The organism is Burkholderia sp. NLJ2 (assembly GCF_049487195.1).
Lineage (GTDB): Bacteria > Pseudomonadota > Gammaproteobacteria > Burkholderiales > Burkholderiaceae > Burkholderia > Burkholderia pyrrocinia.
In genome coordinates this window covers 203,813-224,239 of sequence record NZ_CP137809.1, presented here as the reverse complement: position 1 = coordinate 224,239, position 20,427 = coordinate 203,813, and the positions used below count along the sequence as shown (strand labels likewise).

Sequence of the window (20,427 nt, the reverse complement as noted above, 5' to 3'; positions counted from 1 at the left end):
CCAGATAGTAGGCAACGCATGCGTTCTTTGCGTGTGCGACAGTGGGTGCGCTACGCTCGATCCGGCCTCGCATCGGGGCCTGAAATTTAAGCGCTTAAAACTTCAAAGCCGACGACCCCGTGCCCGATGGGGTCCACACATGGAGGATGACGATGAACAGACGATCGATGTTGCGCTGGAGCGTTTCAACCGCGGCGCTCGCGTGCCTCGACCTGGCCGGTCCGCTGCCGGCCTTCGCGCAACGCACCGCGCGCGCTGCGACGGCGAGCCGGTTCGCGATGGGCGCCGACGTCTCGACGCTGCCGGAACTCGAAGCCCATGGCGCGACCTTCTTCGACCTTGACGGCGCCCCGCGCGACTGCCTGAAAATCCTGCGCGCGCACGGCGTCGACGCGATCCGCATCAAGGTCTGGAACGATCCCGGCAATCCGGACTTCTTCCCTGCCAACCAGAGCGCCGCGGCCGGCTACAACGACGCGGCGCACGCGATTGCGCTCGCGCGGCGCGCGGCCGCGCTCGGGATGCGGATCCTGATCGACTTCCACTACAGCGACTGGTGGGCCGACCCGGGCAAGCAATACCCGCCGCATGCGTGGGCCGGCAAGAACCTGGCCGACACCTGCGCGCTCCTGTCCGCGTATACGACCGACGTGCTGCGCCGGCTTGCACGCGCCGGTGTGCGGCCCGAGTGGGTGCAGATCGGCAACGAGATCACGGGCGGCATGCTGTGGCCGCTCGGCAAGTACGACCAGTGGGACAACCTCGCGCAGTTGCTGAAGACGGGCCACGATGCGGTGAAAGCCGTCGATCCGCGCATCAAGGTGATGCTGCACCTCGACAGCGGCGGCAACAACGCGACGAGCCGCTGGTGGTTCGACAGTGCGACGCAGCGCGGCGTCGCGTTCGACGTGATCGGCCTGTCGTACTACCCGCAATGGCAAGGCTCGCTCGACGACCTGCGCAACAACGCGAACGATCTCGCGGTGCGCTACGACAAGGAGCTGATCGTCGTGGAAACCGCTTACCCGTGGACGACGAGCGACGGCGATTCGGAGCCGAACTCGATGACGAACACCGGATCGACCACGTTCCCGCCGTCGCCGGCCGGTCAGGCGCAATTCCTCTCGGCCGTGCGCGACATCGTGAAGGGTGTGCCGGGTAATCGCGGCGCGGGCGTGTTCTGGTGGGAGCCGGAATGGATCCCGACGCCGGGCGTCGGCTGGAAGCTCGGCGCGGGCGACCAGTGGGACAACAACACGCTGTTCGACTTCCACGGTCACGCGCTGTCGTCACTCGACGCGTTCCGGCAACGCTGACCTGCCGCCGCACTGGCGCACTGCGCGTCAGTGCGGCGCATCGAAGCGGCTGCGCGGCCGCTTCGACGCACCCGTTGCACGTGTCGCACCGGCCCGCGGATTGCGCGCATCGCAAGCGAGCAACACCAGCGCCACGAGTGCGAGCGCGCCGCATCCGGCGAACGTCGCACGATAGCCGAACAGGTCGACGAACGCGCCCGACAGGACACCCGACACGATCGAGCCGACGCGCGCCGTACTGAAGAACATCGCGGTCGCGGTGCCGGGACGCGTCGGCATCAGGTCGCACACGCGCGTCATGCCGAGGCACGACGTGATCGCGACCACGCACGCGCTCAGCAACTGCAGCGGCAGGATCGCATCGACGTGCGTCACCGCCGCGAGCCCGGCGAAGTACGCGGCATACACCGCCGCGCAGCCCGTCAGCCAGCGCGCCTTGTTCAGCCGCGCCGAACGGATGCCGAGCCACAGCATCATCGGGATCTCGAGCAACGCGGCGAGACCGAGCGCGGCCGACACGTTCGTCGGCGTGCCGCCCAGCCCGCGCACGATATACAGCGGCAGCACGATCATCGTCGCGTTCGCCGCGAGCCCGATCAGCATGAGCGCGGCAAGCGTGCGCAGCACGACCGCACGCGGTGCGGCGACCGCCGGCGGTGCGGCGACCGCCGGCGCTGCCTCGTCCGGCGGCACCGGATCGCCGCCGGATACGCTCGCCGCGGCGGACCTGCCCGCATCGGCCGCCGCAGGCCGGCGCGCGGGCTCCGGAATGTGCGCGACGATCACCGCGCACACGAAAAATCCGGCCGCTGCCGCGAGAAAGAGCCCGGTGAAGCCCGTCTGCGCTAGGATCAGCGCGCCGAGCGCGGGGCCGAATACCCATGCGACCGACAGCATCGTGCGCAGCGCGGCCGACGCCAGCTCGCGCTGCGCGCTGCTGTCGACCGGCAGCACCGCACGCGCGAACGAGAAGATCTGCGACAGCGACACGGCACCCGCGCCGAGCAGGATCGTGCCGGCCGCGATCACGGGCGTGGGCGCACGGAGCACGCACAACAGCGCGAACCCGAGCGCGGCGGCCGCGAGCGACACGACGAGCAGCGGCCGGTGCCGGTCGCGGCGATCGGACCAGCGGCCGGCCCACGTACTCGCGACGACGCCGCTCGCCGCGATCAGCGTCATGAACACACCCGCGAGAAACGGCGACATCGCGACCGCCTCGACGCCGAACAGCGACAGGTACGGCGCGGTAAACGACATCGCGACGCCAAGCATCAGCGCCGCGGCGGACAGCGGAACGAAATGCGCGATCCCGGCCAGGCCCGCGAAATGCAACCGTAGCGACCGTAGCGACCGCATCGCGTCAGTCCGGCTCGATCCATGCGGCCACGTCGACCGCGCCGAGCTCCGGGCCGCCGAGCACGAATCGCGCGCCGGCCGGCGCGGGCAGCGTGCACGGTGCGTCGCCGTAGTTCAGCGCGAACACGACGCGCCCGCGCCGGCGCAGTCTCAGGCCGTCGGGCAGCACCGCCACGGGCAATCCGGCACCGCGTGCGCAACGGCCGACGATCGCACGCAACATGGCGCGATCGAAGCACGCGGTCGCCATCGTCACGTGAGCGCGCCGCACCAGCGCGGGCACGCCGTCGTCGAATGTCGCGAGCACGTCGATTCCGGCCGCCGCGTCCGTGTCGACGTGGTCGCGCCACTTCACCGCGTGCCCCTCCACGCCGTCGAACGCAACACGCGGCACGAGCGACGGCCGCAACGATTCGACCTGCGCGATCCGGATCGGCAGCACGTCGCGCAGCTTGCCGGGCGCCAGGCCCGGCACGATCGAGAATTCGGCCGTGCGCGAACCCGTGCGCGGACCGAACAGCCAGCGCGCGCCGCTGCGGGCGACCTGCTCGACGACACGGTCCGGAACGACCGGCAGCGTCGGCGCGACGACCAGCGCATAGCGCGACACGTCGGCATCGGCCGCGACGATATCGACGTCGAGCCCCAGCTCGCGCAGCGCGCGATACCAGTCGAACGCGTGCTGTTGATAATCGAAATCGACGCCGTGCGGCTGGATCCGGATCATCCAGTCGGCCTCGTAGTCGAACAGCAGCGCGACGCGCGCCGAAGTGCGTTCGCCCGCAACGAGCGCGGGATCGAGCGTCGCAAGCTCGTCGGCGACGCGCGCCACTTCGTGCCCGCCGGGCGACAAGCGGTCATCGGGCGTATTGAGCCCGGAATGCAATTGCTCCTGCGCATGCGGATACTGCCGCCAGCGGAAATACGACACCAGCTCCGCGCCGTGCGCGAACGCTTCCCACGTCCACAGCCGCACCGCGCCGGCGTGCGGTACCGGGTTGTACGGCCCCCAGTTGACGGGCCCCGCCTGTTGCTCCATCACCCACATCCGGCCGTTGCCGACCCCGCGATACAGGTCGTGCGAGAACGCCGACACGTCCGGGTGGCCCGTGCGGGCCCAGCGATGCTTGTCCTGCTCGTCGAACGGCAGCACTTCGGTACGCGGCACCGGATAGCTGTCCCACGCGGCGACATCGAGGCCACTGCGCGCGAACGCGTAGTGATCGAATTCGGTGAAGAATCCCATGAAGTTGTGCAGCACGTCGCACCCCGGCGCGTGCGCGCGGATCGCATCGACCTGCACCGCATGAAAGCGCGCGACCTCGTCCGACTGAAAGCGCCGGAAGTCGAGCACGTGGGCGGGATTCGCGTCGGTCGGCGTATGGCGCGGCAATTCGATCTCGTCGAAGCCGCGATATTCCATGCTCCAGAACACGTTGCCCCATGCGCGGTTCAGCGCGCCGATGTCGCCGTAGCGCACGGCGAGCCATCCGCGAAAACCCGTCAGCGCCGCGCGCGTGTAGCTCGGCAACGTGTTGTGGCAGCCGAGTTCGTTGTCGGTCTGCCACGCGATCACGGCCGGATGCGTGCCATAGCGCCGCGCCATCGCGTCGGCGATCCGCACGCAGTGTTCGCGATAGACGGGGCTCGAGATGTCGTAGTGGCGACGCGAACCGAACTGCCGGACGGCGCCGTCCGCGCCGACCGGCAGGATCTCCGGATGACGGTCGACGAGCCATTTCGGCGGTGCCGCGGTCGGCGTGCCGAGCACGATCTTCAGGTGCTGGCGTGCGAGCGTGTCGATCGCTTCGTCGAGCCACGCCCAGTCGTAGCGGCCGGGCTCCGGCTCCATCCGGCTCCACGCGAATTCGGCGATCCGCACGCGGGTCAGGCCGAGTTCGGCCATCCGCCGCGCGTCGCGATCCCATTGTTCGCGCGGCCAGTGTTCGGGGTAGTAGCAAACGCCGAGGTGCATCGTGGATTCCTTGCAGGAAGAGGAAGGGTTGGACGGCTTCAGCCTTTTGTCGCGCCGAACGTGAGCCCCGCGACGAAGTGCTTCTGCATCGCGAAGAACATCGCGACCGACGGCAGCGCGGCGAGCACCGAACCGGCCGACACGAGGTTCCAAGCGGTGGTCCACTGCCCCTTGAGCGCGGCGACGCCGACGGTGATCGGCGCCGCGTCGTCGCCTTGCGTGAGGCACAGTGCCCAGAAGTAGTCGTTCCACACGAACGTGAACACGAGGATCGCGAGCGCCGCGAGCGCCGGCCGCACGAGCGGCAGCACGACGCGCCAGTAGATCGCCCACTCGGACGCACCCTCGACGCGCGCGGCTTCGATCAGCTCGAACGGCAACTCGCGGATGAAGTTGCGCAGGAACAGCGTGCAGAACCCGGTTTGAAACGCGGTATGGAACAGCACGAGCGCCCATACGGTGTTGTAGAGCCCGATGCCGAGCATGATCTGGCGCACCGGAATCATCAGGATCTGGATCGGCACGAAATTGCCGGCGACGAACAGCCCGAGCAGCACGACGTTGCCGCGGAACCGGAAGTTCGCGAGCGCATGGCCTGCAAGCGACGCGAGCAGGATCGATGCGGCCACCGACGGCAGCGTGATCAGCATGCTGTTCGCGAAGTAGTGGAGCATCGGCGTCTGCGTGAGCGCAGCGCCGTAGTTGTCGAAGAATGCGAACTGCTTCGGCCAGCCCCAGTAGTTGCCGGCCATGACCTCGTCGGTCGAACGAACCGATGTGACGAGCACCGCGAGCAGCGGCACGAGCCACAGCACGAGCGCGCACGGCAGCGACAGGCGGTACAGCCAGCGGGACGAACGTCCCCAGCGTGATACGGGCATCGGGTACATGAATCGCAATCCTTATGATTCAACGCGCACCAGCTTGCGCAGCTGCCACACGATATAGACGAGCATGATCGCGAACAGCACCACCGCGATCGCGGCCGAATAGCCTTCGCGGTAATACTTGATCGCCTGGTCCACCATGAAGTACGCGAGCACGGTCGAGCTGTCGAACGGGCCGCCGCCCGTCATCACGGAGATCAGGTCGAAGCTGCGCAGCGCGCCGATCACGGTCAGCACCACCGCCATGAAGGTGGCGGGGCGCAACTGCGGCAGGATCACGTGCCACAGCAGCGTGAAGCCGCGCGCGCCTTCCATCCGTGCGGCCTCGACGATTTCGGCGTTGATGCCCGTGAGCCCGGTCAGGTAGAGGATCATGCAGAACGGGATCTGCGGCCACAGCGCGGCAGCGATCACGCCGTAAGTCGCATAACGCGGATCGCCGAGCACCGGGATCCCGTGTCCTACGATCAGCTTGAGCAGCCCGAACGTCGGGTCGTAGAACCACGAGAACACCAGGCCGACGACGACACCCGGCAGCACGAACGGCGCGAAGAACAGCGACTTCACGAGCCGGATCCCGAACACGTTCTGGTTCAGGTACAGCGCGAGCGCGAGGCCGAGCGGCGGCGCGGCGAGGAACAGCACGAGCCACAGCACGTTGTTCTTCAACGCGACGTAGAACGTGTCGGACTGCAGCAGCTCGCGATAATTGTCGAGCCCTGCGTACGTCATCGGCGTCATCCCGTCCCAGTGATGGAAGCTCAGCCAGATGCTGCTGACGATCGGATACAGCACGAACACGGTGAAGAGCGCGAAACCCGGCAGCACGAACAGCAGTGCGGCACGGTTGCGCCGGCGCGCGAGCGACGCGCGCGCATGCCGCTGCGGGCCGGCGTCGCGACGCGCGACGCCTTCGGACAGGCTGGTTGACATGATGTGACCTTCGACGAAACGAACATGACGACGACAACGGAACGCCGGACCGGCCAGGGCCGATCCGGCCGGCACGCTACTTCCGGTAGATGCGCTTGCGGGTCTGTTCGAGACGCTGGAGGATCGCGTCGAGTTGCGTCGGGTCGGACAGGAACTGCTGCATCGCCTTCATCCCCTCGTCCGCCATTTCCTTCGTCATGTCGCGGTCGTAGAACTGCGCGATGCCGCCCTGCGTCGTCGCCAGCGTATGGAAGCCGATCTTCGAGATGGGGTCCTGCGGCTCGGGCGCCCGGTTGTTCGACGGCAACTGACCCATGCCCTTCGCAAACTCGCCGTTGATCGCAGGCTGTCCGATGAACGCGAGCAGGCGGCGCGCGTCCGTCTTGTTGTGCGCCTTCGCCGGGACGACCATCACGTTGACCGGGCCGTCCTCCGCGAGCGGCACCGACGCGTCGATCACCGGGAAGCGGAAAAAGCCGATCGGGTTGTGCGCCGCGCTCAGCAGGCCCGCCGAATACCACGTGCCCATCAGCGTCATCGCGGCCTGACCGTTGACGATCAGCGGGCTCAGCGAATCGACGTCGTAGGACAGCGCGTTGTCGATGAAATACCTGTCGTCGATCAGCTTCTTCCATGCGGCGTACACGGCACGCACGCGCGGATCGGTATAAGCGACGTCGCCCGCCATCAGCTTCTGGTGGAACGCGTAGCCGTTGATCCGCAGGTCGAGGTAGTCGAACCATGCGGCAAGCGTCCACGCATCGCGCGCGGCCACCGCGATCGGCGCGATGCCCGCCGCCTTCAGCTTGCGGCATGCGTCGAGAAACTGCGGCCAGTCGGCCGGTTCGCCATGAATGCCGGCCTTCTCGAACAGGTCATTGCGGTAGAACAGGCCATAGGCGTCGTAACCGAGCGGCAGGCTGTAGACCTTGCCGCCATAAGTCGACGACTGCTTCACGGCCGCATACGTCTCGTTCCAGCCGTTCTTCTGCCAGTCCTGGCTCAGATCCTCGATCAGCCCGCGCTTCGCGAAATAGGCGAGCCGCTCGCCGTTGTTCCAGCTCAGCACGTCGGGCGGATCGGTCGCGAGCCAGCCGGACATCTGCACCTTGTACGCCTCCTCGCTGACGTAGCTGACCTTCAGGTCGATGTCCGGATTCGCCTTGCGGAACTGGTCGAACACCGCTTGCCACGTCGCGCGCTGGTTGCCACGCGAGGCTACATTCACCTTGAGCGTGCCCGCGTCGACCGTACCCGCCGTCAGCGCGGCGGCGGTCGTCAGGGCAAGCAGCACTCGGCTCGCACGAAGTCTCATCGTTGTCTCCTGGTATTGGTGTGATGGATGCCGCGTCGCGCGCGGCGGATCGGCGCCGCGCCGCTAGGCGAACATCGCCTCGGCACGAACGGCCGGCACTGCGATGCCCGCCTCGTCGAACAGGTGGCAACACGACGGCGGCACGCGAAACGCATGGCGCTCGCCGCGCCGCAGCGTGGCCTGCCCCGGCAGCTTCGCGAGCAGCGGCACGCCGCCGGGGTGGTCGAGATGCACGTAGGCGGCCTCGCCCAGTTGCTCGACCAGCGCGACATCGCGCACGATCGCGGGCAGCCCGGCGTCGCCGGCCGGGCCGGCGGACAGATGCTCGGGACGGATGCCCAGCGTCATGCGCGCACCGGGGCCGATGCCGGACGGCAACGGACGGTCGTGCAACGTCAGCACCTCGTCCGTGCCGTCGACGCGCAGGCGGCATCCGTGTGCATCGCTCGATACGACGGCCGCCGGCAGGAAGTTCATTCGCGGCGAGCCGATGAAGCCCGCGACGAAACGGTTGGCCGGCCGGTGATACAGCTCGAGCGGCGCACCGGCCTGCGCGATGCTGCCGAAGCGCGCGACGTCGTCGCCCGCGTGCAGTAGCACGATCCGGTCGGCCAGCGTCATCGCCTCGATCTGGTCGTGCGTCACGTAGACGGAGCTCGACTGCGAGAAGCGTGCATGCAGGCGCGCAATCTCGACACGCGTCTGCCCGCGCAGCGTCGCGTCGAGATTCGACAGCGGCTCGTCGAACAGGAACACGCGCGGCTCGCGCACGATCGCGCGGCCGATCGCGACGCGCTGCCGCTGGCCGCCCGACAGCGCCTTCGGCTTGCGCTCGAGCAGCGCGTCGAGCTGCAGCACGCGCGCGGCCTCGGTCACGCGGCGGCGAATCTCGTCCTTCGGCACACCGGCGATGCGCAACCCGAAGCCGATGTTGTCGAACACGGTCATGTGCGGAAACAGCGCATAGCTCTGGAACACCATCGCGACACCGCGCTCGGCGGGCGGCGTGTCGTTCATGCGCGCGCCGCCGATCCGCAGTTCGCCTTCGCTCGCGTCCTCCAGCCCTGCAATCATCCGCAACAGCGTGGATTTGCCGCAGCCCGACGGACCGAGAAACACGCAGAACTCGTGCGACGCAATCTCGAGGTTCACGTTGCGCAGCACCGGCGCATGGTCGCCGTAGCGCTTCGAGACGTCCTTCAATGAAATGGCGGTCATCGCGCCCTCCTCCCCTGAATCACGCGCGTTGAATTGGAAAATTTAAACGCTTAAATTCCGATGGCGCGATCGGCCCGGTTCGCCGTACCATGTCGTCTCCTTCATGTGATGTGTCGAGAAATTAGCGTATCGCCTGTCCCTGCGCAACTTGTGGGACACACTCCCAGAATATGAGCAAACATACCCCCGCTTCTCCCTCCCCGTACGACGCTGCCCGACCGGCCGGGGGCCGCGCATGGTGACGCTCGCGGAAGTCGCGCAACGCGCGAACGTCACCGCGGCGACGGTCTCGAACGTGCTAAGGAATCCGCAGAAAGTGAAACCGGCGACCGTCGAGCGCGTGATGGCGGCGATTCGCGAACTCGGCTATCGACCGAATCTCACCGCGCGTGCGCTCGCCGAAGGCCGCACGTCGACGCTCGCGCTGATGCTGTCGAACATCACGAACCCGTTCTATCCGGAATTCGTGCTCGCCGCCGAGCGCGAGGCGCGCAAGCGCGGCCATTACCTGCTGGTATCCAATACCGACGACGACCCGGCGATCACGCGCAACTACCTCGAGCGGATCGCCGGCACGCTTGCGGCCGGCGCGATCGTGATGAACACCGACCTCGCCGAGGCCGAACTTGCCGACATCGCGCGCCATGGCGCGTCGATCGTGCTGTGCATGTGGGAGCACGTGCATGCATCGCGCACACTCCCCTGCGTGACCGTCGATTTCGCGGCGGCGGGCGCGCTCGCCGCCGCGCACCTGTCCGGGCTGCGGCATCGCACATTCGGCGCACTCGTCGGCAAGGGTTCGGGCGGCCCGCAGTCGATGCGGCTGCGCGGCTTCATCGACGAACTCGCGGCGCGCGGCCATGCGCCGGACGCGGTAACGACCGTGTCCGCACACGATTCGATCGAGGGTGGCTACGAGGCGGCCGCCGCGCTGTTGCGTGCGAAGCCCGGCCTCACCGCGCTGTTCGCGACCAACGACCTGATGGCGATCGGCGCGATGCAGGCGGCGGCCGATCTGGGCCGGCGCGTGCCGGACGACCTTTCGATCGTCGGCATGACCGATATCCAGCTCGCCCACCAGTTCCGCCCCGCGCTGACGACGGTCCGCTTCCCGACATCGTTGATCGCCGCGCGCGCGATCGCGCTGACACTCGACATGATCGACGGAATCGAGCCGACCGCGGCGGTGCATACGATCGGTACGCCGGAGCTCGTCGTGCGCGAATCGACCACCACGGCGCCGGCCCGATGATCGGCGGACGGGCGCGCTGAATGCGAGCCCGCCGCTTCCTCCATCAAACCCGCACCCGCCGCATCCTGAGCGTCGCCGACGGCGACTCCCCGAACGCCCGCTTGTACTCGATCGCAAAGCGCCCGAGGTGCGCGAATCCCCATTTCAGCGCGACGTCGGTGACCGACGCGAGCCCCGGCGTATCGTCGGCCAGCAGTTCCTCGCGCACATGTTGCAGCCGCAACTGCCGCACGAAACCCATCGGCGTGATTCCGTGGCGATTGCGGAAGCCGGCGAACAGCGTGCTCGGGCTGACACCGGCAAGCTCGGCGAGCCGTTCGATCGTCAGCGGCTCGTCGAGATGCGCACGGATGTATTCCTCGACGCGCCGCACGTAGAACGGCGCGAGCGCCATCGGCAGGTGCCGCGTGCCGTTGCGCGCGCTGTTCGGCTGGCCGTGCAGCAGCAGGTTGAGCAACGTCGATTCGAGCTGCTCGAACGCGAGCGGGTGACGCAACGGATGCGTGTCCGTCGCGATCGCGCCGGCGAGGATCGGCAGCATCTGGGCCAGACACGTCCCCTGCGACGACGACAGGCTGAACGCCGGTTCGAATTCGACCGGCGCGCGCCGGTCGTCGCCGAAATGCCGCTGCGCGTGGCGCTCCATCACCTCGCGCTCGATGCGCAGGATGACTTGCGGGCATGCATCGCCCCACCGCATCTTGAGCGACAGCGTCGGCGAGATCAGCGACGCGGTGCCCGGCGACGACACGAAGCGCGTCGCGCCGCACTCGATCTCCGCGTCGCCGCGCAGCGGGATCTGCAACAGGAAGAAGTGCTCGAGCGGCCCGGGCTCGATGCTGACGCCGCCGCCGTAATCGAGCAGGTTCAGCGACAGGTTGCCCCAGCGCGCGTGATGCATGCAGCTGTGCAACGCGCGCGACTGGCCGGTCGGCGTGAGCCGGTGCGGCTTGAACACATCGGCGACGCGTGCGCGTACCTCGTCGACATCGTCCGACTGCAGCATCAGGTTGTCGTGATTGAAACAGGCGGCGTCGGCAAGCCAGCCGGTTTCGGAAATTTGCGCCATCGAAGTTCTCCCGTCATGCTCGATCGCACTCGCGCCGTGCATGCGTTCCCGGTATTGGGGAATCCCGTTGCACGATCCGGATGGCGCCCGGAGTATCCGGACAGTCCGCCATCGGAACACGCAAGTCCCGCGCAAACGACGCAAGAATCGGACCGTTCGCGCATCGTAGAAAACTGTGCGGGGCTGCCGTATCCGCACATACCCGCAGTCGGCCGCGCGCCCGCCCTGGCGCGGCGGCCGGATCGTCAGGTTTCCGGAATTCGCGGATACCGGCCGAAGAAAGCGGATAGAAGCGCACGTTTCGTCCGCCAATACTGGGCCCGTCACTGAAACGAACAGCATGGAGGGACAGATGAAAGGACGTCACATCGAGATTCCGTCGCAGGACGGCGGAACGTTTCGCGGATACCTGAGCACGCCGGCCGGCGGCAGCGGGCCGGGCATCGTGCTGTGTCACGAGATCTTCGGCGCGAACGCGACCATGCGCGAAACGGCCGACTACTACGCGGAGGAAGGCTACACGGTGCTCGTGCCCGACCTGTTCTGGCGCCAGTCTCCGGGGATCGAACTCGGCTACGCCGCGGCCGATGCCGAGCGCGCGATGGCGCTGTATCGCGAATTCGACGAGGACAAGGGCGTCGAGGATATCGGCGCCGCGCTGGCCGTGCTCACGCAACGGCCGGAATGCACGGGCGAAGCCGGCGTGCTCGGCTACTGCCTCGGCGGCAAGCTCGCGTATCTCGCCGCGTGCCGGCTGCCGCGCGTGGCCGCCGCGGTCAGCTATTACGGCGTCGGCATCGAGCATGCGCTGGACGAGGCCGCACACCTGCGCGGGCGGCTCGTGCTGCAGATCGCGGGGCAGGACCGCTTCTGCCCGCCCGACGCGCAGCAGCGCATCGCCGACGCGCTGTCCGGGCGCGACGGCGTCGAAGTGTACGTCTATCCGGGCGTCGATCACGCGTTCGCGCGCATCGGCGGCGACCATTTCGACAAGGCCGCGGCGGTCATGGCGCATCAGCGATCGATCGCCGCATTCCGCGCCGCGCTCGGCCCGCACTATGACCTCTCGGCGCTGTGGGAGAAGCATCTGCTGCACGAATTCGACACGCGCAACGTCGACGCGACGATGGCCACGATGGTCGCCGAACCGTACGTCAACCATATTCCGACGCTGACGGGCGGCGTCGGCTACGACGAGCTCAAGCGCTTCTACACGCATCACTTCGTGCATGCGAATCCGCCCGACACCACGATCACGCCGATCTCGCGCACGGTCGGCGCGAGCCAGATCGTCGACGAGCTGCTGTTCTGCTTCACGCACACCACCGAGATCGACTGGATGCTGCCGGGCGTCGCGCCGACCGGCAAGCGCGTCGAGATCCCGCTCGTCGCGATCGTGAAGTTTCGCGGCGACAAGCTCTATCACGAACACATCTACTGGGATCAGGCGAGCGTGCTCGTGCAGGTCGGCCTGCTCGATCCGGCCGGCCTGCCGGTCGCGGGCGTCGAAACGGCGCGCAAGCTGCTCGACGAGACCGTGCCGTCGAACGGCCTGATGCGCCGCTGGCAAGACAGCGAGCCGTCGACGGGCGCGCGTTGACGCGGCCCTTCCCTCACCCAACGACAGATACCGGGAGATACCCCATGACAGCCCTTGCTGGCAAAGCCGCGATCGTCACCGGCGGCGCCACGCTGATCGGCGCCGCGGTCGCGCAGGACCTGACCCGCGCCGGCGCGTGCGTCGCGATCCTCGATCTCGATACGGAGAACGGCGCGCGCGTCGCCGATTCGCTCGGCGAACGCGCGATGTTCGTCGCGATCGACATCACCGACGACCGCGCGATCGAGCGAGCGGTGTCGGCGATCGCCGAACGGTTCGGCGCGATCGACGTGCTCGTCAACCTCGCGTGCAGCTACGTCGACAACGGCATCCACGCGACCCGCAACGACTGGCTCGCCGCGATGGACGTGAACGTCGTGTCCGCGGCGATGCTGGCGAAGGCCGTTCACCCGCACATGGTGCGGCGCGGCGGCGGTGCGATCGTGAACTTCAGCTCGATCTCGGCCCAGTGCGCGCAAACCGGCCGCTGGCTGTATCCGACGTCCAAGGCGGCGATCCGCCAGCTCACGCGCAGCATGGCGATGGATCTCGCGCCCGACCGCATTCGCGTCAACTCGGTGTCGCCGGGGTGGACGTGGTCGCGCGTGATGGACGAGATGACGCGCGGCGACCGCGCGAAAACCGATCGCGTCGCCGCGCCGTTTCATCTGCTCGGCCGGGTCGGCGATCCGTCGGAGGTCGCGCAGGTCGTGACGTTCCTGTGCAGCGACGCGGCGAGCTTCGTGACGGGCGCCGACTACGCGGTGGACGGCGGCTATGCCGCGATGGGCCCCGAACAGGCGGTGCCGGCCATTCCGCGCCTGGCGGAATGATCGCTGCCCGCCGCCGCTTCCCGCAACCATTCCGGCCGGAATCCGGCCACCCGAGGACACTCTCATGAGACGCATCGCTATCGTCGGCGCCGGCCAGTCCGGCCTGCAACTCGCCTTCGCCCTGCTCGACCGGGGCTACCACGTCACGCTCGCGACCAACCGCGACGCGGAGCAGATCCGCGCGGGCAAGGTCATGTCGAGCCAGTGCATGTTCCATACCGCGCTGCAGATCGAGCGCGATCTCGGCCTGAACACGTGGGAGGAAGCGTGCCCGTCCGTCGAAGGCATCGGCATCGCGGTGCCGCACCCGGACGGCAACGGCCGCAAGGCGATCGACTGGTCGTCGCGGCTGACCCGCTATGCGCAGTCCGTCGACCAGCGCGTGAAGATGGCCGACTGGCTCGACGGCGTTCGGCGCCGCGGCGCGGACGTGCGCATCTGCGACGTCGGCGTGCCCGAACTCGAGGAACTGGCGCGCAGCCACGATCTCGTGCTGCTCGCGGCCGGCAAGGGCGAAATCGTCAACCTGCTCGGCCGCGACGACGTGCGCAGCGCGTTCGACCGCCCGCAACGCGCGCTGGCCCTCACCTACGTGAAAGGGATGACGCCGAGCCAGCCGTATTCGCGCGTGCGCTTCAACCTGCTGCCCGGCATCGGCGAGTACTTCGTGTTCCCCGCGCTGACCACGACGGGCCCGTGCGAAATCATGGTGTTCGAAGGCATTCCGGGCGGCCCGCTCGATTGCTGGGCCGACGTGAAGACGCCCGAGCAGCACCTCGACAGGAGCCTGTCGTTCCTGCAGCAGTATCTGCCGTGGGAATTCGAGCGCTGCCGCGACGTCGAGCTCACCGACCCGAACGGCACGCTGTCCGGGCGCTTTGCGCCGACGGTGCGCAAGCCGTTCTTCCGGCTGCCGTCGGGCCGCACGATCTTCGGGATGGCCGATGCGGTGGTGGTCAACGATCCGATCACCGGGCAAGGATCGAACAACGCCGCGAAATGCGCGAAGGCCTATTTCGACGCGATCGTCGCGCGCGAAGCCGCGCCGTTCGGCGAGGACTGGATGCAGCAGACGTTCGAAGGCTACTGGGCCTACGCGCAACATGTCGTGCGCTGGACCAACTCGCTGCTCACGCCGCCGCCGCCGCACATTCTCGAACTGCTCGGCGCGGCCGGTCAGTTGCCGTCGCTCGCCGCCGCGCTCGTCGACGGCTTCGACGATCCGCGCCGGTTCTCGCCATGGTGGTTCGAGCCGTCGGCGTGCGCGGCGCTGATCCGCGAACACAGTACCCGTTCGGAGTAACCGACATGGAAACGACCGTTACCTGCAGCCCAACCATCGACCCGAAGCAGTTGCGCGCCGCGTTCGGGCAGTTCCCGACCGGCGTCACCGTGATCACCACGTGCGCGGCCGACGGACGCAAGGTGGGCCTCACTGCCAACTCGTTCTCGTCGCTGTCGCTGGATCCGCCGCTCGTGCTGTGGAGTCTTCGCAAGGTCGCGCCGAGCCGGCCTGATTTCGTCGCGGCCACCCACTTCGCGATCAATATCCTCGCGCACGACCAGATCGACCTGTCGCGCCGCTTCGCGACGCCCAGCGTCGACAAGTTCGACGGCGTGCTTCACGTGGATTCGGACAGCGGCGGCGTGCCCTGCCTCGACGGCGCGAGCGCGCGCTTCGTGTGCCGCAACGTCGGTCACTACGAAGGCGGCGATCACCTGCTCTTCATCGGCGAGATCGAGCAGTTCGACGCGTTCGGCAAGGCGCCGCTCGTGTTCCATGCCGGCCAGTATCGCGCGATTGCCGATCATCCCGATCTTTCACGCACCATTTGATTAGTTATACAAATAAATATCCAGGAGGTGGTGAACATGAAATTCGGCTCTCGCCTGCTCGTCGTCGCAGGCCTCGCGATCGCCGGCATGGCCGGACACGCGCCGGCCCACGCGACCGACCTGCCGTCGGTCAATCTCGGCATGACCAGTTTCCTCGACGGGATGCCGCCGGCAGGATCCGGCTGGTACGGCACGCAGTACCTGCAGTACTACACGGCCGGCCGCATCAACGACAATGCCGGCAACAAGGTCGGCCTGCCGAAGCAGGACATCGACCTGTTCGCGGGCTTGAGCCAGCTCGTCTATCAGTCGCCGCTGACGTTCGCCGGGATGCATCCGGGCCTCGACGTGATCCTGCCGTGGATTGCATCGGCGCGCACCGACGACGGCATCGGCAACGTCGCGCTGAATTCGCGGGCCGGTTTCGGCGATCTGCTGATCGGCCCGTTCATCCAGTTCGACCCGGTGATGGGCGCGCAGGGCCCGCGCTTCGCGCAGCGCGTGGAATTCCAGTTCATCGCGCCGACCGGCGCGTACGATCCATCGCGCGCGATCAACCCGGGCAGTCATTTCTGGTCGTTCGACCCGTACTGGGCGGCGACGCTGTGGCTGACGCCGAAATGGACCGTGTCGTGGCGCCTGCACTATCTGTGGAACGCGACCAACCATCGGCCGGCCACGTCGCTCGGCCCCGACGTGACGTCGACCCGGGCCGGCCAGGCGATCCATGCGAACTTCGCGACCGAGTATGAAGTGCGCCCGGGCTTGCGACTGGGGCTCAACGGCTACTGGCTGCGCCAGACCACCGACATGAAGGAAAACGGGCAGGACGTGCCCGGTACGCGCGAGGCCGTGCTGGCGATCGGCCCGGGCGCCATGTATAGCTTCTCGCCGCACGATCACCTGCTGTTCAACACGTACTTCGAGGTCCATGCGCGCAACCGGCCGCAGGGGACGCGGATGGTGTTGCGTTATGTGCATCACTTCCAGTGATGCCCGCGACCGGATGAACGGGCTGCACGGCTATCGTCAGACAAAAGCAGTGCGTGCTGCCGGCATGGACGCGCCTGTCCTATAGTTTTGGAGAAGGCAAGGAAAGAAATCCGTCACGAACAGGGAGGTCCGCGCGATGGTGACTTCAACACTCTCCCGGTTCGTGTCGAGCGCGTCGAAACGGCTGGTGCACGGCATGGTTGCCTTCGCACCGGCCGCGATCGTCGGCATCGCCCTGTCCTCGTGCGGCGGCGACGGTTCGCCGACGTCCAGCGGGCCCGCGTTCGCCAACGCGGCGCGCCCGCAGATCAACGCCTTGCTCGCGGACACGTTGACGTCCGGCGCGGTCGTCTATGTGCAATCGCCGCAGGGTAACTGGCTCGAATCGTTTGGAACGGCCGTGCGAGGCACGAACACGCCGATACCGACGAACGCGCACTTTCGGGTCGGCAGCGTGACGAAGACGTGGACCGGCACGGTGATCCTGCAACTCGTACAGGAAGGCAGGCTGAGCCTGGACGACACCGTCGGCAAGTACGTCGCCAACGTGCCCAACGGCAATACGATCACGATCGGGCAGTTGCTGACGATGCGCAGCGGCCTCTATAACTACTCGACCAGTCTCGCGTTCAACCAGACGCTCGATTCGCAGCCGGACAAGGTGTGGAGCACGGCGGAACTGCTGGATATCGCCAAAGGGCAGCCGGTCTATTTCGCGCCGGGCGCCGATTTTCGCTACTCGAACACGAACACGGTGCTGCTCGGGCTCATCATCGAGCAACTCACCGGCATGCCCGCGGCCGATGCGATGAACGCGCGACTTTTCGTGCCGCTCGGCCTGGCCAATACGTTCCTCCCGCCGCAGCAGAACACGGCGTTGCCGGCGCCCGCGCCGCAGGGCTATCAATGGGGCACCAATGCGGAGACGACCAACAGCGACGCGCTGTCGACCGAACGCCAGGCGGCCGCGAAAAACGGCACGCTGCAACCGACGAACGTGACGAACGTCAATACGTCGTGGGCGTGGACGGCCGGCTCCGGCATTTCAACCGTGACGGAACTGGCCGCCTACGTGCAACGGATGGTCGGCGGCGGCTACCTGAACGCCGACCTGCAAGCGCAACGGCTCGCCAGCTGCACGCCGCTCGATCCGTCCGACCCGAGGTCGGCCAGCTACTGCATGGGCCTGGCCAAATTCGGCACGTTCTACGGGCACACGGGCGAGATACCGGGCTTCAATACCTTCATGGGCTACGATCCCGCAACGAAAACGACGATCGTCGCGTGGGCGACCACGGCTGCCGCGCCCGACGGGCGCGCGCCGGCCAACGTGATCGCGCAGATCATCATGGGCGAGCTCAGCAAGGCAGCGGAAGTGCCGAGCGAGGGACGGCCGTGAGGCGGTAACGCGGACCCGACCTGCTTCGCCACCTGCTTGCCGGTGCTTGCTTGTTCATGTTTCCCCCGGCCTTGATCGCGCGTGACTGGCCTGTTTTCCGTATTGTCGGGCAGTCGCTTGAACTGGATTAATTCAGCGGCGGGCGTTCATCGTATTTCCGTCGCCTTTAACCGCGCCGGCGCAATGCCGGCAACGGCCTTCAGCGTTAGCAGTAGGGGGCAGCCGATGAAGGCGGTGGACTACGGCTTGTTCCATGGCCAACCATGGGTCCAGGATGCATTGACGCCGCTATGGTCAACCTGTCTCGCGGCGCCGCCTGGGGAGGGAGCCTCCATGAAGCCGGTGGCCGTGCCGGCCGACGCGTATGTCAGGGCCGGCACGCAAAAACCTTGTCGACGCATGCGAATCGGCGCGCGTCCGCCGCTCACGGCGCGATGCTGACGAACGTCGGCAACAGCACGCGATAGACGTGAATCATCGCCGGCCCGAGCAGCACCATCATCAGCGCCGGAAAGATGCAGAAGATCAGCGGGAACAGCAGCTTCAGCGCGATCTTCGCGGCACGCTCCTCCGCGCGCATGCGCCGCCGCGTGCGCAGCATGTCCGACAGCACGCGCAGCGATTCGCTGATGCTCGTGCCGAAACGGTCGGCCTGGATCAGCATCGCGCAGAACGACTCGATGTCCTCGACGCCGGTGCGCAGCGCGAGATTGCGCAGCGCCGTCTCCTTCGTGAAACCGGAACGCATCTCGAGCAGCAGCAGGTCGAGTTCGCTTGCGACCACCTCGCTGTTGAACCGCAGCTCCTCGCTCACCTTCATCAGCGCCGCATCGAGCCCGAGCCCCGCTTCGACGCACACCGTCAGCAGGTCGAGCGCGTCCGGAAAATCCTCGAAGATCTTCTGCTGGCGCACCTTGACCCGCTGCGACAGCACGATGTTCGGGATGTAGTAGCCGATCCCGGCGAGCATCACCAGGATGACGGACAACAGCGCGCGCTCGTCGCCGAGCGCGGTCGTGATCAGCGCCAGCAGCGCCACGCACGGCAACGCGAGCGCGAGCATCGTCTTCGCGGTGAAATACACCGCGGCCGCGCTCGGGCTGCGCCACCCGGCATTCATGAGCCGGATGCGCAGCGGCGAATTCTCCCAGCCCTCCTTCGGCACCGACAGCTTCGAGATCGGGGTGGACAGGTCGACCAGCTTCGCGACCCAGCGCGACGTCAGGTCGTCGCCGTCGCCCGGGCCCGCAACGGCACCCGTGCCCGCACCGGCCCCGCCGGCCTGCTGGAGCCGGCGCTGAATGCTGCGCGGCGCGAACAGCAGCATCGCGACGAGCACGCCGCCGGCCACGAAGATGAACAAGCCGCCCAGCATCACGGCCTGGACCACGCTCAGGTTTTGCATGACAGCCTCGCAACGGTTCGTTATTCGATTTGCACGTCAGACGCGAATCCGGACAATGCGACGGATCCAGAACAGGCCGAACAGCATCGACACCAGCATCGTGCCGACCATCCGGATCCCCGCCGGATCCTCCCAGAGCACGGACAGGAACTCGCGATTCACCAGCGCCATCACCGCGGCGGTGCCGAACGGCAGCAGCCCGAGAATCCACGCCGACATCCGCCCCTCCGCCGACAGCACGCGCACCTTGTCGAACAGCTTGAAGCGCTCGCGGATCAGCGCGGCGATGCTGTCGAGCAGCTCGGCCAGGTTGCCGCCCGTCTCGCGCTGGATCAGCACCGCGATCACGAAGTAGCGCAGGTCCTGCACCGGCACGCGCGTCGCGAGGTTCATCAGCGCGTCGTGCAGCGACACGCCGTAGTTGACCTCGTCGAACGTGACGCGGAATTCACCGCCCATCGGATCGGGAAACTCGTCGCCGACCATCCCGAGCGTGCTCGTGAACGAGTGACCGGAACGCAGCGCGCGCGCGATCATGTCGCAGATGTCCGGCAACTGCCGTTCGAGCTTGCGCATCCGGCGCGCGCGGCAGCGCAGCACGTACATCGTCGGCACGCATGCGGCAAACAGCGCGATCGGCAGCGCGGCGAGCTGCGGCAACGTGGCGAAGCTCAGCGCGAGCCACGCGAATGCCGCGAACACCGTGCTGAGCACGATCAGCTTCGGGAGCGTCCAGTCGAGGCCCGATTGCTGGAGCACGAGATCGAACGAGTGCACGCGCGGCATGCGCAGCAGCAGCCGGTCGAACGGCTTCGAATCGTCGAGCATCCGCTTCTTCAGGATCGACAGCCGCTCCTGCTGCACGTTGCCGCCGGCCGACATCGCGCGAATGCGCGATTCGATCCGGCGCGCGGCGGTGCCGTGCCGCGCGTTCCACCATTGATAGACGCCTTCGATCGCGAGCACGACCGCGACGAAGGTGAGAATCACAAAACCGTAAAAGATCGTGTTCATGTAGCCTCCCCGGCAGCAAACGG

The 20,427-nt window shown here is 67.3% G+C and carries 17 protein-coding genes; 8 read left to right on the top strand and 9 right to left on the bottom strand.

What is annotated here, in order from left to right; translation table 11 throughout:
* Nucleotides 1-152 precede the first annotated feature (152 nt).
* Nucleotides 153-1,316, top strand: coding sequence for a glycoside hydrolase family 53 protein (locus R9B84_RS17650; protein WP_423760664.1), 1,164 nt, complete (start codon nt 153-155; stop codon nt 1,314-1,316).
* 27 nt (nt 1,317-1,343) lie between these two features.
* On the opposite strand, the gene R9B84_RS17645 is transcribed toward R9B84_RS17650, so the two are convergent.
* The 6 genes from R9B84_RS17645 to R9B84_RS17620 all read right to left on the bottom strand — a co-directional run bounded on the left by R9B84_RS17645 (nt 1,344) and on the right by R9B84_RS17620 (nt 9,003).
* Nucleotides 1,344-2,675 (bottom strand): sugar efflux transporter, encoded by a 1,332-nt coding sequence (locus tag R9B84_RS17645; protein WP_423760663.1) that lies wholly within the window; start codon nt 2,673-2,675, stop codon nt 1,344-1,346.
* A 4-nt stretch (nt 2,676-2,679) separates the two neighbouring features.
* Nucleotides 2,680-4,650: a beta-galactosidase gene (locus R9B84_RS17640; RefSeq protein ID WP_423760662.1), complete on the bottom strand. Its 1,971-nt coding sequence runs from the start codon at nt 4,648-4,650 to the stop codon at nt 2,680-2,682.
* 38 nt (nt 4,651-4,688) lie between these two features.
* Nucleotides 4,689-5,540, bottom strand: a complete 852-nt coding sequence (locus R9B84_RS17635; RefSeq protein WP_423760661.1) for a carbohydrate ABC transporter permease — start codon at nt 5,538-5,540, stop codon at nt 4,689-4,691.
* Between the two features lie 12 nt (nt 5,541-5,552).
* Nucleotides 5,553-6,470, bottom strand: coding sequence for a carbohydrate ABC transporter permease (locus tag R9B84_RS17630; protein ID WP_423760660.1), 918 nt, complete (start codon nt 6,468-6,470; stop codon nt 5,553-5,555).
* 76 nt (nt 6,471-6,546) lie between these two features.
* Nucleotides 6,547-7,785 (bottom strand): ABC transporter substrate-binding protein, encoded by a 1,239-nt coding sequence (locus R9B84_RS17625; protein ID WP_423760659.1) that lies wholly within the window; start codon nt 7,783-7,785, stop codon nt 6,547-6,549.
* A 63-nt stretch (nt 7,786-7,848) separates the two neighbouring features.
* Nucleotides 7,849-9,003, bottom strand: coding sequence for an ABC transporter ATP-binding protein (locus R9B84_RS17620; RefSeq protein WP_423760658.1), 1,155 nt, complete (start codon nt 9,001-9,003; stop codon nt 7,849-7,851).
* A gap of 235 nt (nt 9,004-9,238) precedes the next feature.
* Between R9B84_RS17620 and R9B84_RS17615 the strand changes: the two genes are divergently transcribed.
* On the top strand, nt 9,239-10,255 hold the full coding sequence (locus tag R9B84_RS17615; RefSeq protein ID WP_423760657.1) for a LacI family DNA-binding transcriptional regulator: 1,017 nt from the start codon (nt 9,239-9,241) through the stop codon (nt 10,253-10,255).
* Nucleotides 10,256-10,298: 43 nt separating this feature from the next.
* Here R9B84_RS17615 and R9B84_RS17610 read toward each other — a convergent pair whose 3' ends face one another.
* On the bottom strand, nt 10,299-11,324 hold the full coding sequence (locus R9B84_RS17610; RefSeq protein ID WP_423760656.1) for an AraC family transcriptional regulator: 1,026 nt from the start codon (nt 11,322-11,324) through the stop codon (nt 10,299-10,301).
* A 352-nt stretch (nt 11,325-11,676) separates the two neighbouring features.
* Here R9B84_RS17610 and R9B84_RS17605 point away from each other — a divergent pair, with 352 nt between their 5' ends.
* From R9B84_RS17605 to R9B84_RS17580, 6 genes are all read left to right on the top strand, one after another.
* The gene (locus R9B84_RS17605; RefSeq protein WP_423760655.1) at nt 11,677-12,924 is read left to right on the top strand and encodes a dienelactone hydrolase family protein; all 1,248 of its coding nucleotides are present in this window, start codon (nt 11,677-11,679) and stop codon (nt 12,922-12,924) included.
* Nucleotides 12,925-12,968: 44 nt separating this feature from the next.
* Nucleotides 12,969-13,757, top strand: a complete 789-nt coding sequence (locus R9B84_RS17600; protein WP_423760654.1) for an SDR family oxidoreductase — start codon at nt 12,969-12,971, stop codon at nt 13,755-13,757.
* Nucleotides 13,758-13,821: 64 nt separating this feature from the next.
* Nucleotides 13,822-15,060 (top strand): styrene monooxygenase/indole monooxygenase family protein, encoded by a 1,239-nt coding sequence (locus tag R9B84_RS17595; protein ID WP_423760653.1) that lies wholly within the window; start codon nt 13,822-13,824, stop codon nt 15,058-15,060.
* Between the two features lie 5 nt (nt 15,061-15,065).
* The gene (locus tag R9B84_RS17590; protein ID WP_065504136.1) at nt 15,066-15,593 is read left to right on the top strand and encodes a flavin reductase family protein; all 528 of its coding nucleotides are present in this window, start codon (nt 15,066-15,068) and stop codon (nt 15,591-15,593) included.
* A gap of 36 nt (nt 15,594-15,629) precedes the next feature.
* Nucleotides 15,630-16,586, top strand: coding sequence for a SphA family protein (locus R9B84_RS17585; protein ID WP_423760652.1), 957 nt, complete (start codon nt 15,630-15,632; stop codon nt 16,584-16,586).
* A gap of 136 nt (nt 16,587-16,722) precedes the next feature.
* Nucleotides 16,723-17,985: a serine hydrolase domain-containing protein gene (locus R9B84_RS17580; RefSeq protein ID WP_423760651.1), complete on the top strand. Its 1,263-nt coding sequence runs from the start codon at nt 16,723-16,725 to the stop codon at nt 17,983-17,985.
* A 424-nt stretch (nt 17,986-18,409) separates the two neighbouring features.
* On the opposite strand, the gene R9B84_RS17575 is transcribed toward R9B84_RS17580, so the two are convergent.
* Entirely contained in the window at nt 18,410-19,390 is a 981-nt protein-coding gene (locus R9B84_RS17575; RefSeq protein WP_423760650.1) for a type II secretion system F family protein, read from the bottom strand.
* A gap of 36 nt (nt 19,391-19,426) precedes the next feature.
* Nucleotides 19,427-20,404, bottom strand: a complete 978-nt coding sequence (locus R9B84_RS17570; RefSeq protein ID WP_423760649.1) for a type II secretion system F family protein — start codon at nt 20,402-20,404, stop codon at nt 19,427-19,429.
* Nucleotides 20,405-20,427 lie beyond the last annotated feature (23 nt).

Bases quoted from the DNA above. Each gene is read 5' to 3' on its own strand.
- R9B84_RS17640 (WP_423760662.1), bottom strand. From the start codon at position 4,650: ATGCACCTCGGCGTTTGCTACTACCCCGAACACTGGCCGCGCGAACAA.
- R9B84_RS17595 (WP_423760653.1), top strand. From the start codon at position 13,822: ATGAGACGCATCGCTATCGTCGGCGCCGGCCAGTCCGGCCTGCAACTC.
- R9B84_RS17600 (WP_423760654.1), top strand. From the start codon at position 12,969: ATGACAGCCCTTGCTGGCAAAGCCGCGATCGTCACCGGCGGCGCCACG.
- R9B84_RS17610 (WP_423760656.1), bottom strand. From the start codon at position 11,324: ATGGCGCAAATTTCCGAAACCGGCTGGCTTGCCGACGCCGCCTGTTTC.
- R9B84_RS17635 (WP_423760661.1), bottom strand. From the start codon at position 5,540: ATGTACCCGATGCCCGTATCACGCTGGGGACGTTCGTCCCGCTGGCTG.
- R9B84_RS17625 (WP_423760659.1), bottom strand. From the start codon at position 7,785: ATGAGACTTCGTGCGAGCCGAGTGCTGCTTGCCCTGACGACCGCCGCC.
- R9B84_RS17590 (WP_065504136.1), top strand. From the start codon at position 15,066: ATGGAAACGACCGTTACCTGCAGCCCAACCATCGACCCGAAGCAGTTG.
- R9B84_RS17605 (WP_423760655.1), top strand. From the start codon at position 11,677: ATGAAAGGACGTCACATCGAGATTCCGTCGCAGGACGGCGGAACGTTT.
- R9B84_RS17650 (WP_423760664.1), top strand. From the start codon at position 153: ATGAACAGACGATCGATGTTGCGCTGGAGCGTTTCAACCGCGGCGCTC.
- R9B84_RS17575 (WP_423760650.1), bottom strand. From the start codon at position 19,390: ATGCAAAACCTGAGCGTGGTCCAGGCCGTGATGCTGGGCGGCTTGTTC.
- R9B84_RS17630 (WP_423760660.1), bottom strand. From the start codon at position 6,470: ATGTCAACCAGCCTGTCCGAAGGCGTCGCGCGTCGCGACGCCGGCCCG.
- R9B84_RS17645 (WP_423760663.1), bottom strand. From the start codon at position 2,675: ATGCGGTCGCTACGGTCGCTACGGTTGCATTTCGCGGGCCTGGCCGGG.
- R9B84_RS17580 (WP_423760651.1), top strand. From the start codon at position 16,723: ATGGTGACTTCAACACTCTCCCGGTTCGTGTCGAGCGCGTCGAAACGG.
- R9B84_RS17585 (WP_423760652.1), top strand. From the start codon at position 15,630: ATGAAATTCGGCTCTCGCCTGCTCGTCGTCGCAGGCCTCGCGATCGCC.
- R9B84_RS17615 (WP_423760657.1), top strand. From the start codon at position 9,239: ATGGTGACGCTCGCGGAAGTCGCGCAACGCGCGAACGTCACCGCGGCG.
- R9B84_RS17620 (WP_423760658.1), bottom strand. From the start codon at position 9,003: ATGACCGCCATTTCATTGAAGGACGTCTCGAAGCGCTACGGCGACCAT.
- R9B84_RS17570 (WP_423760649.1), bottom strand. From the start codon at position 20,404: ATGAACACGATCTTTTACGGTTTTGTGATTCTCACCTTCGTCGCGGTC.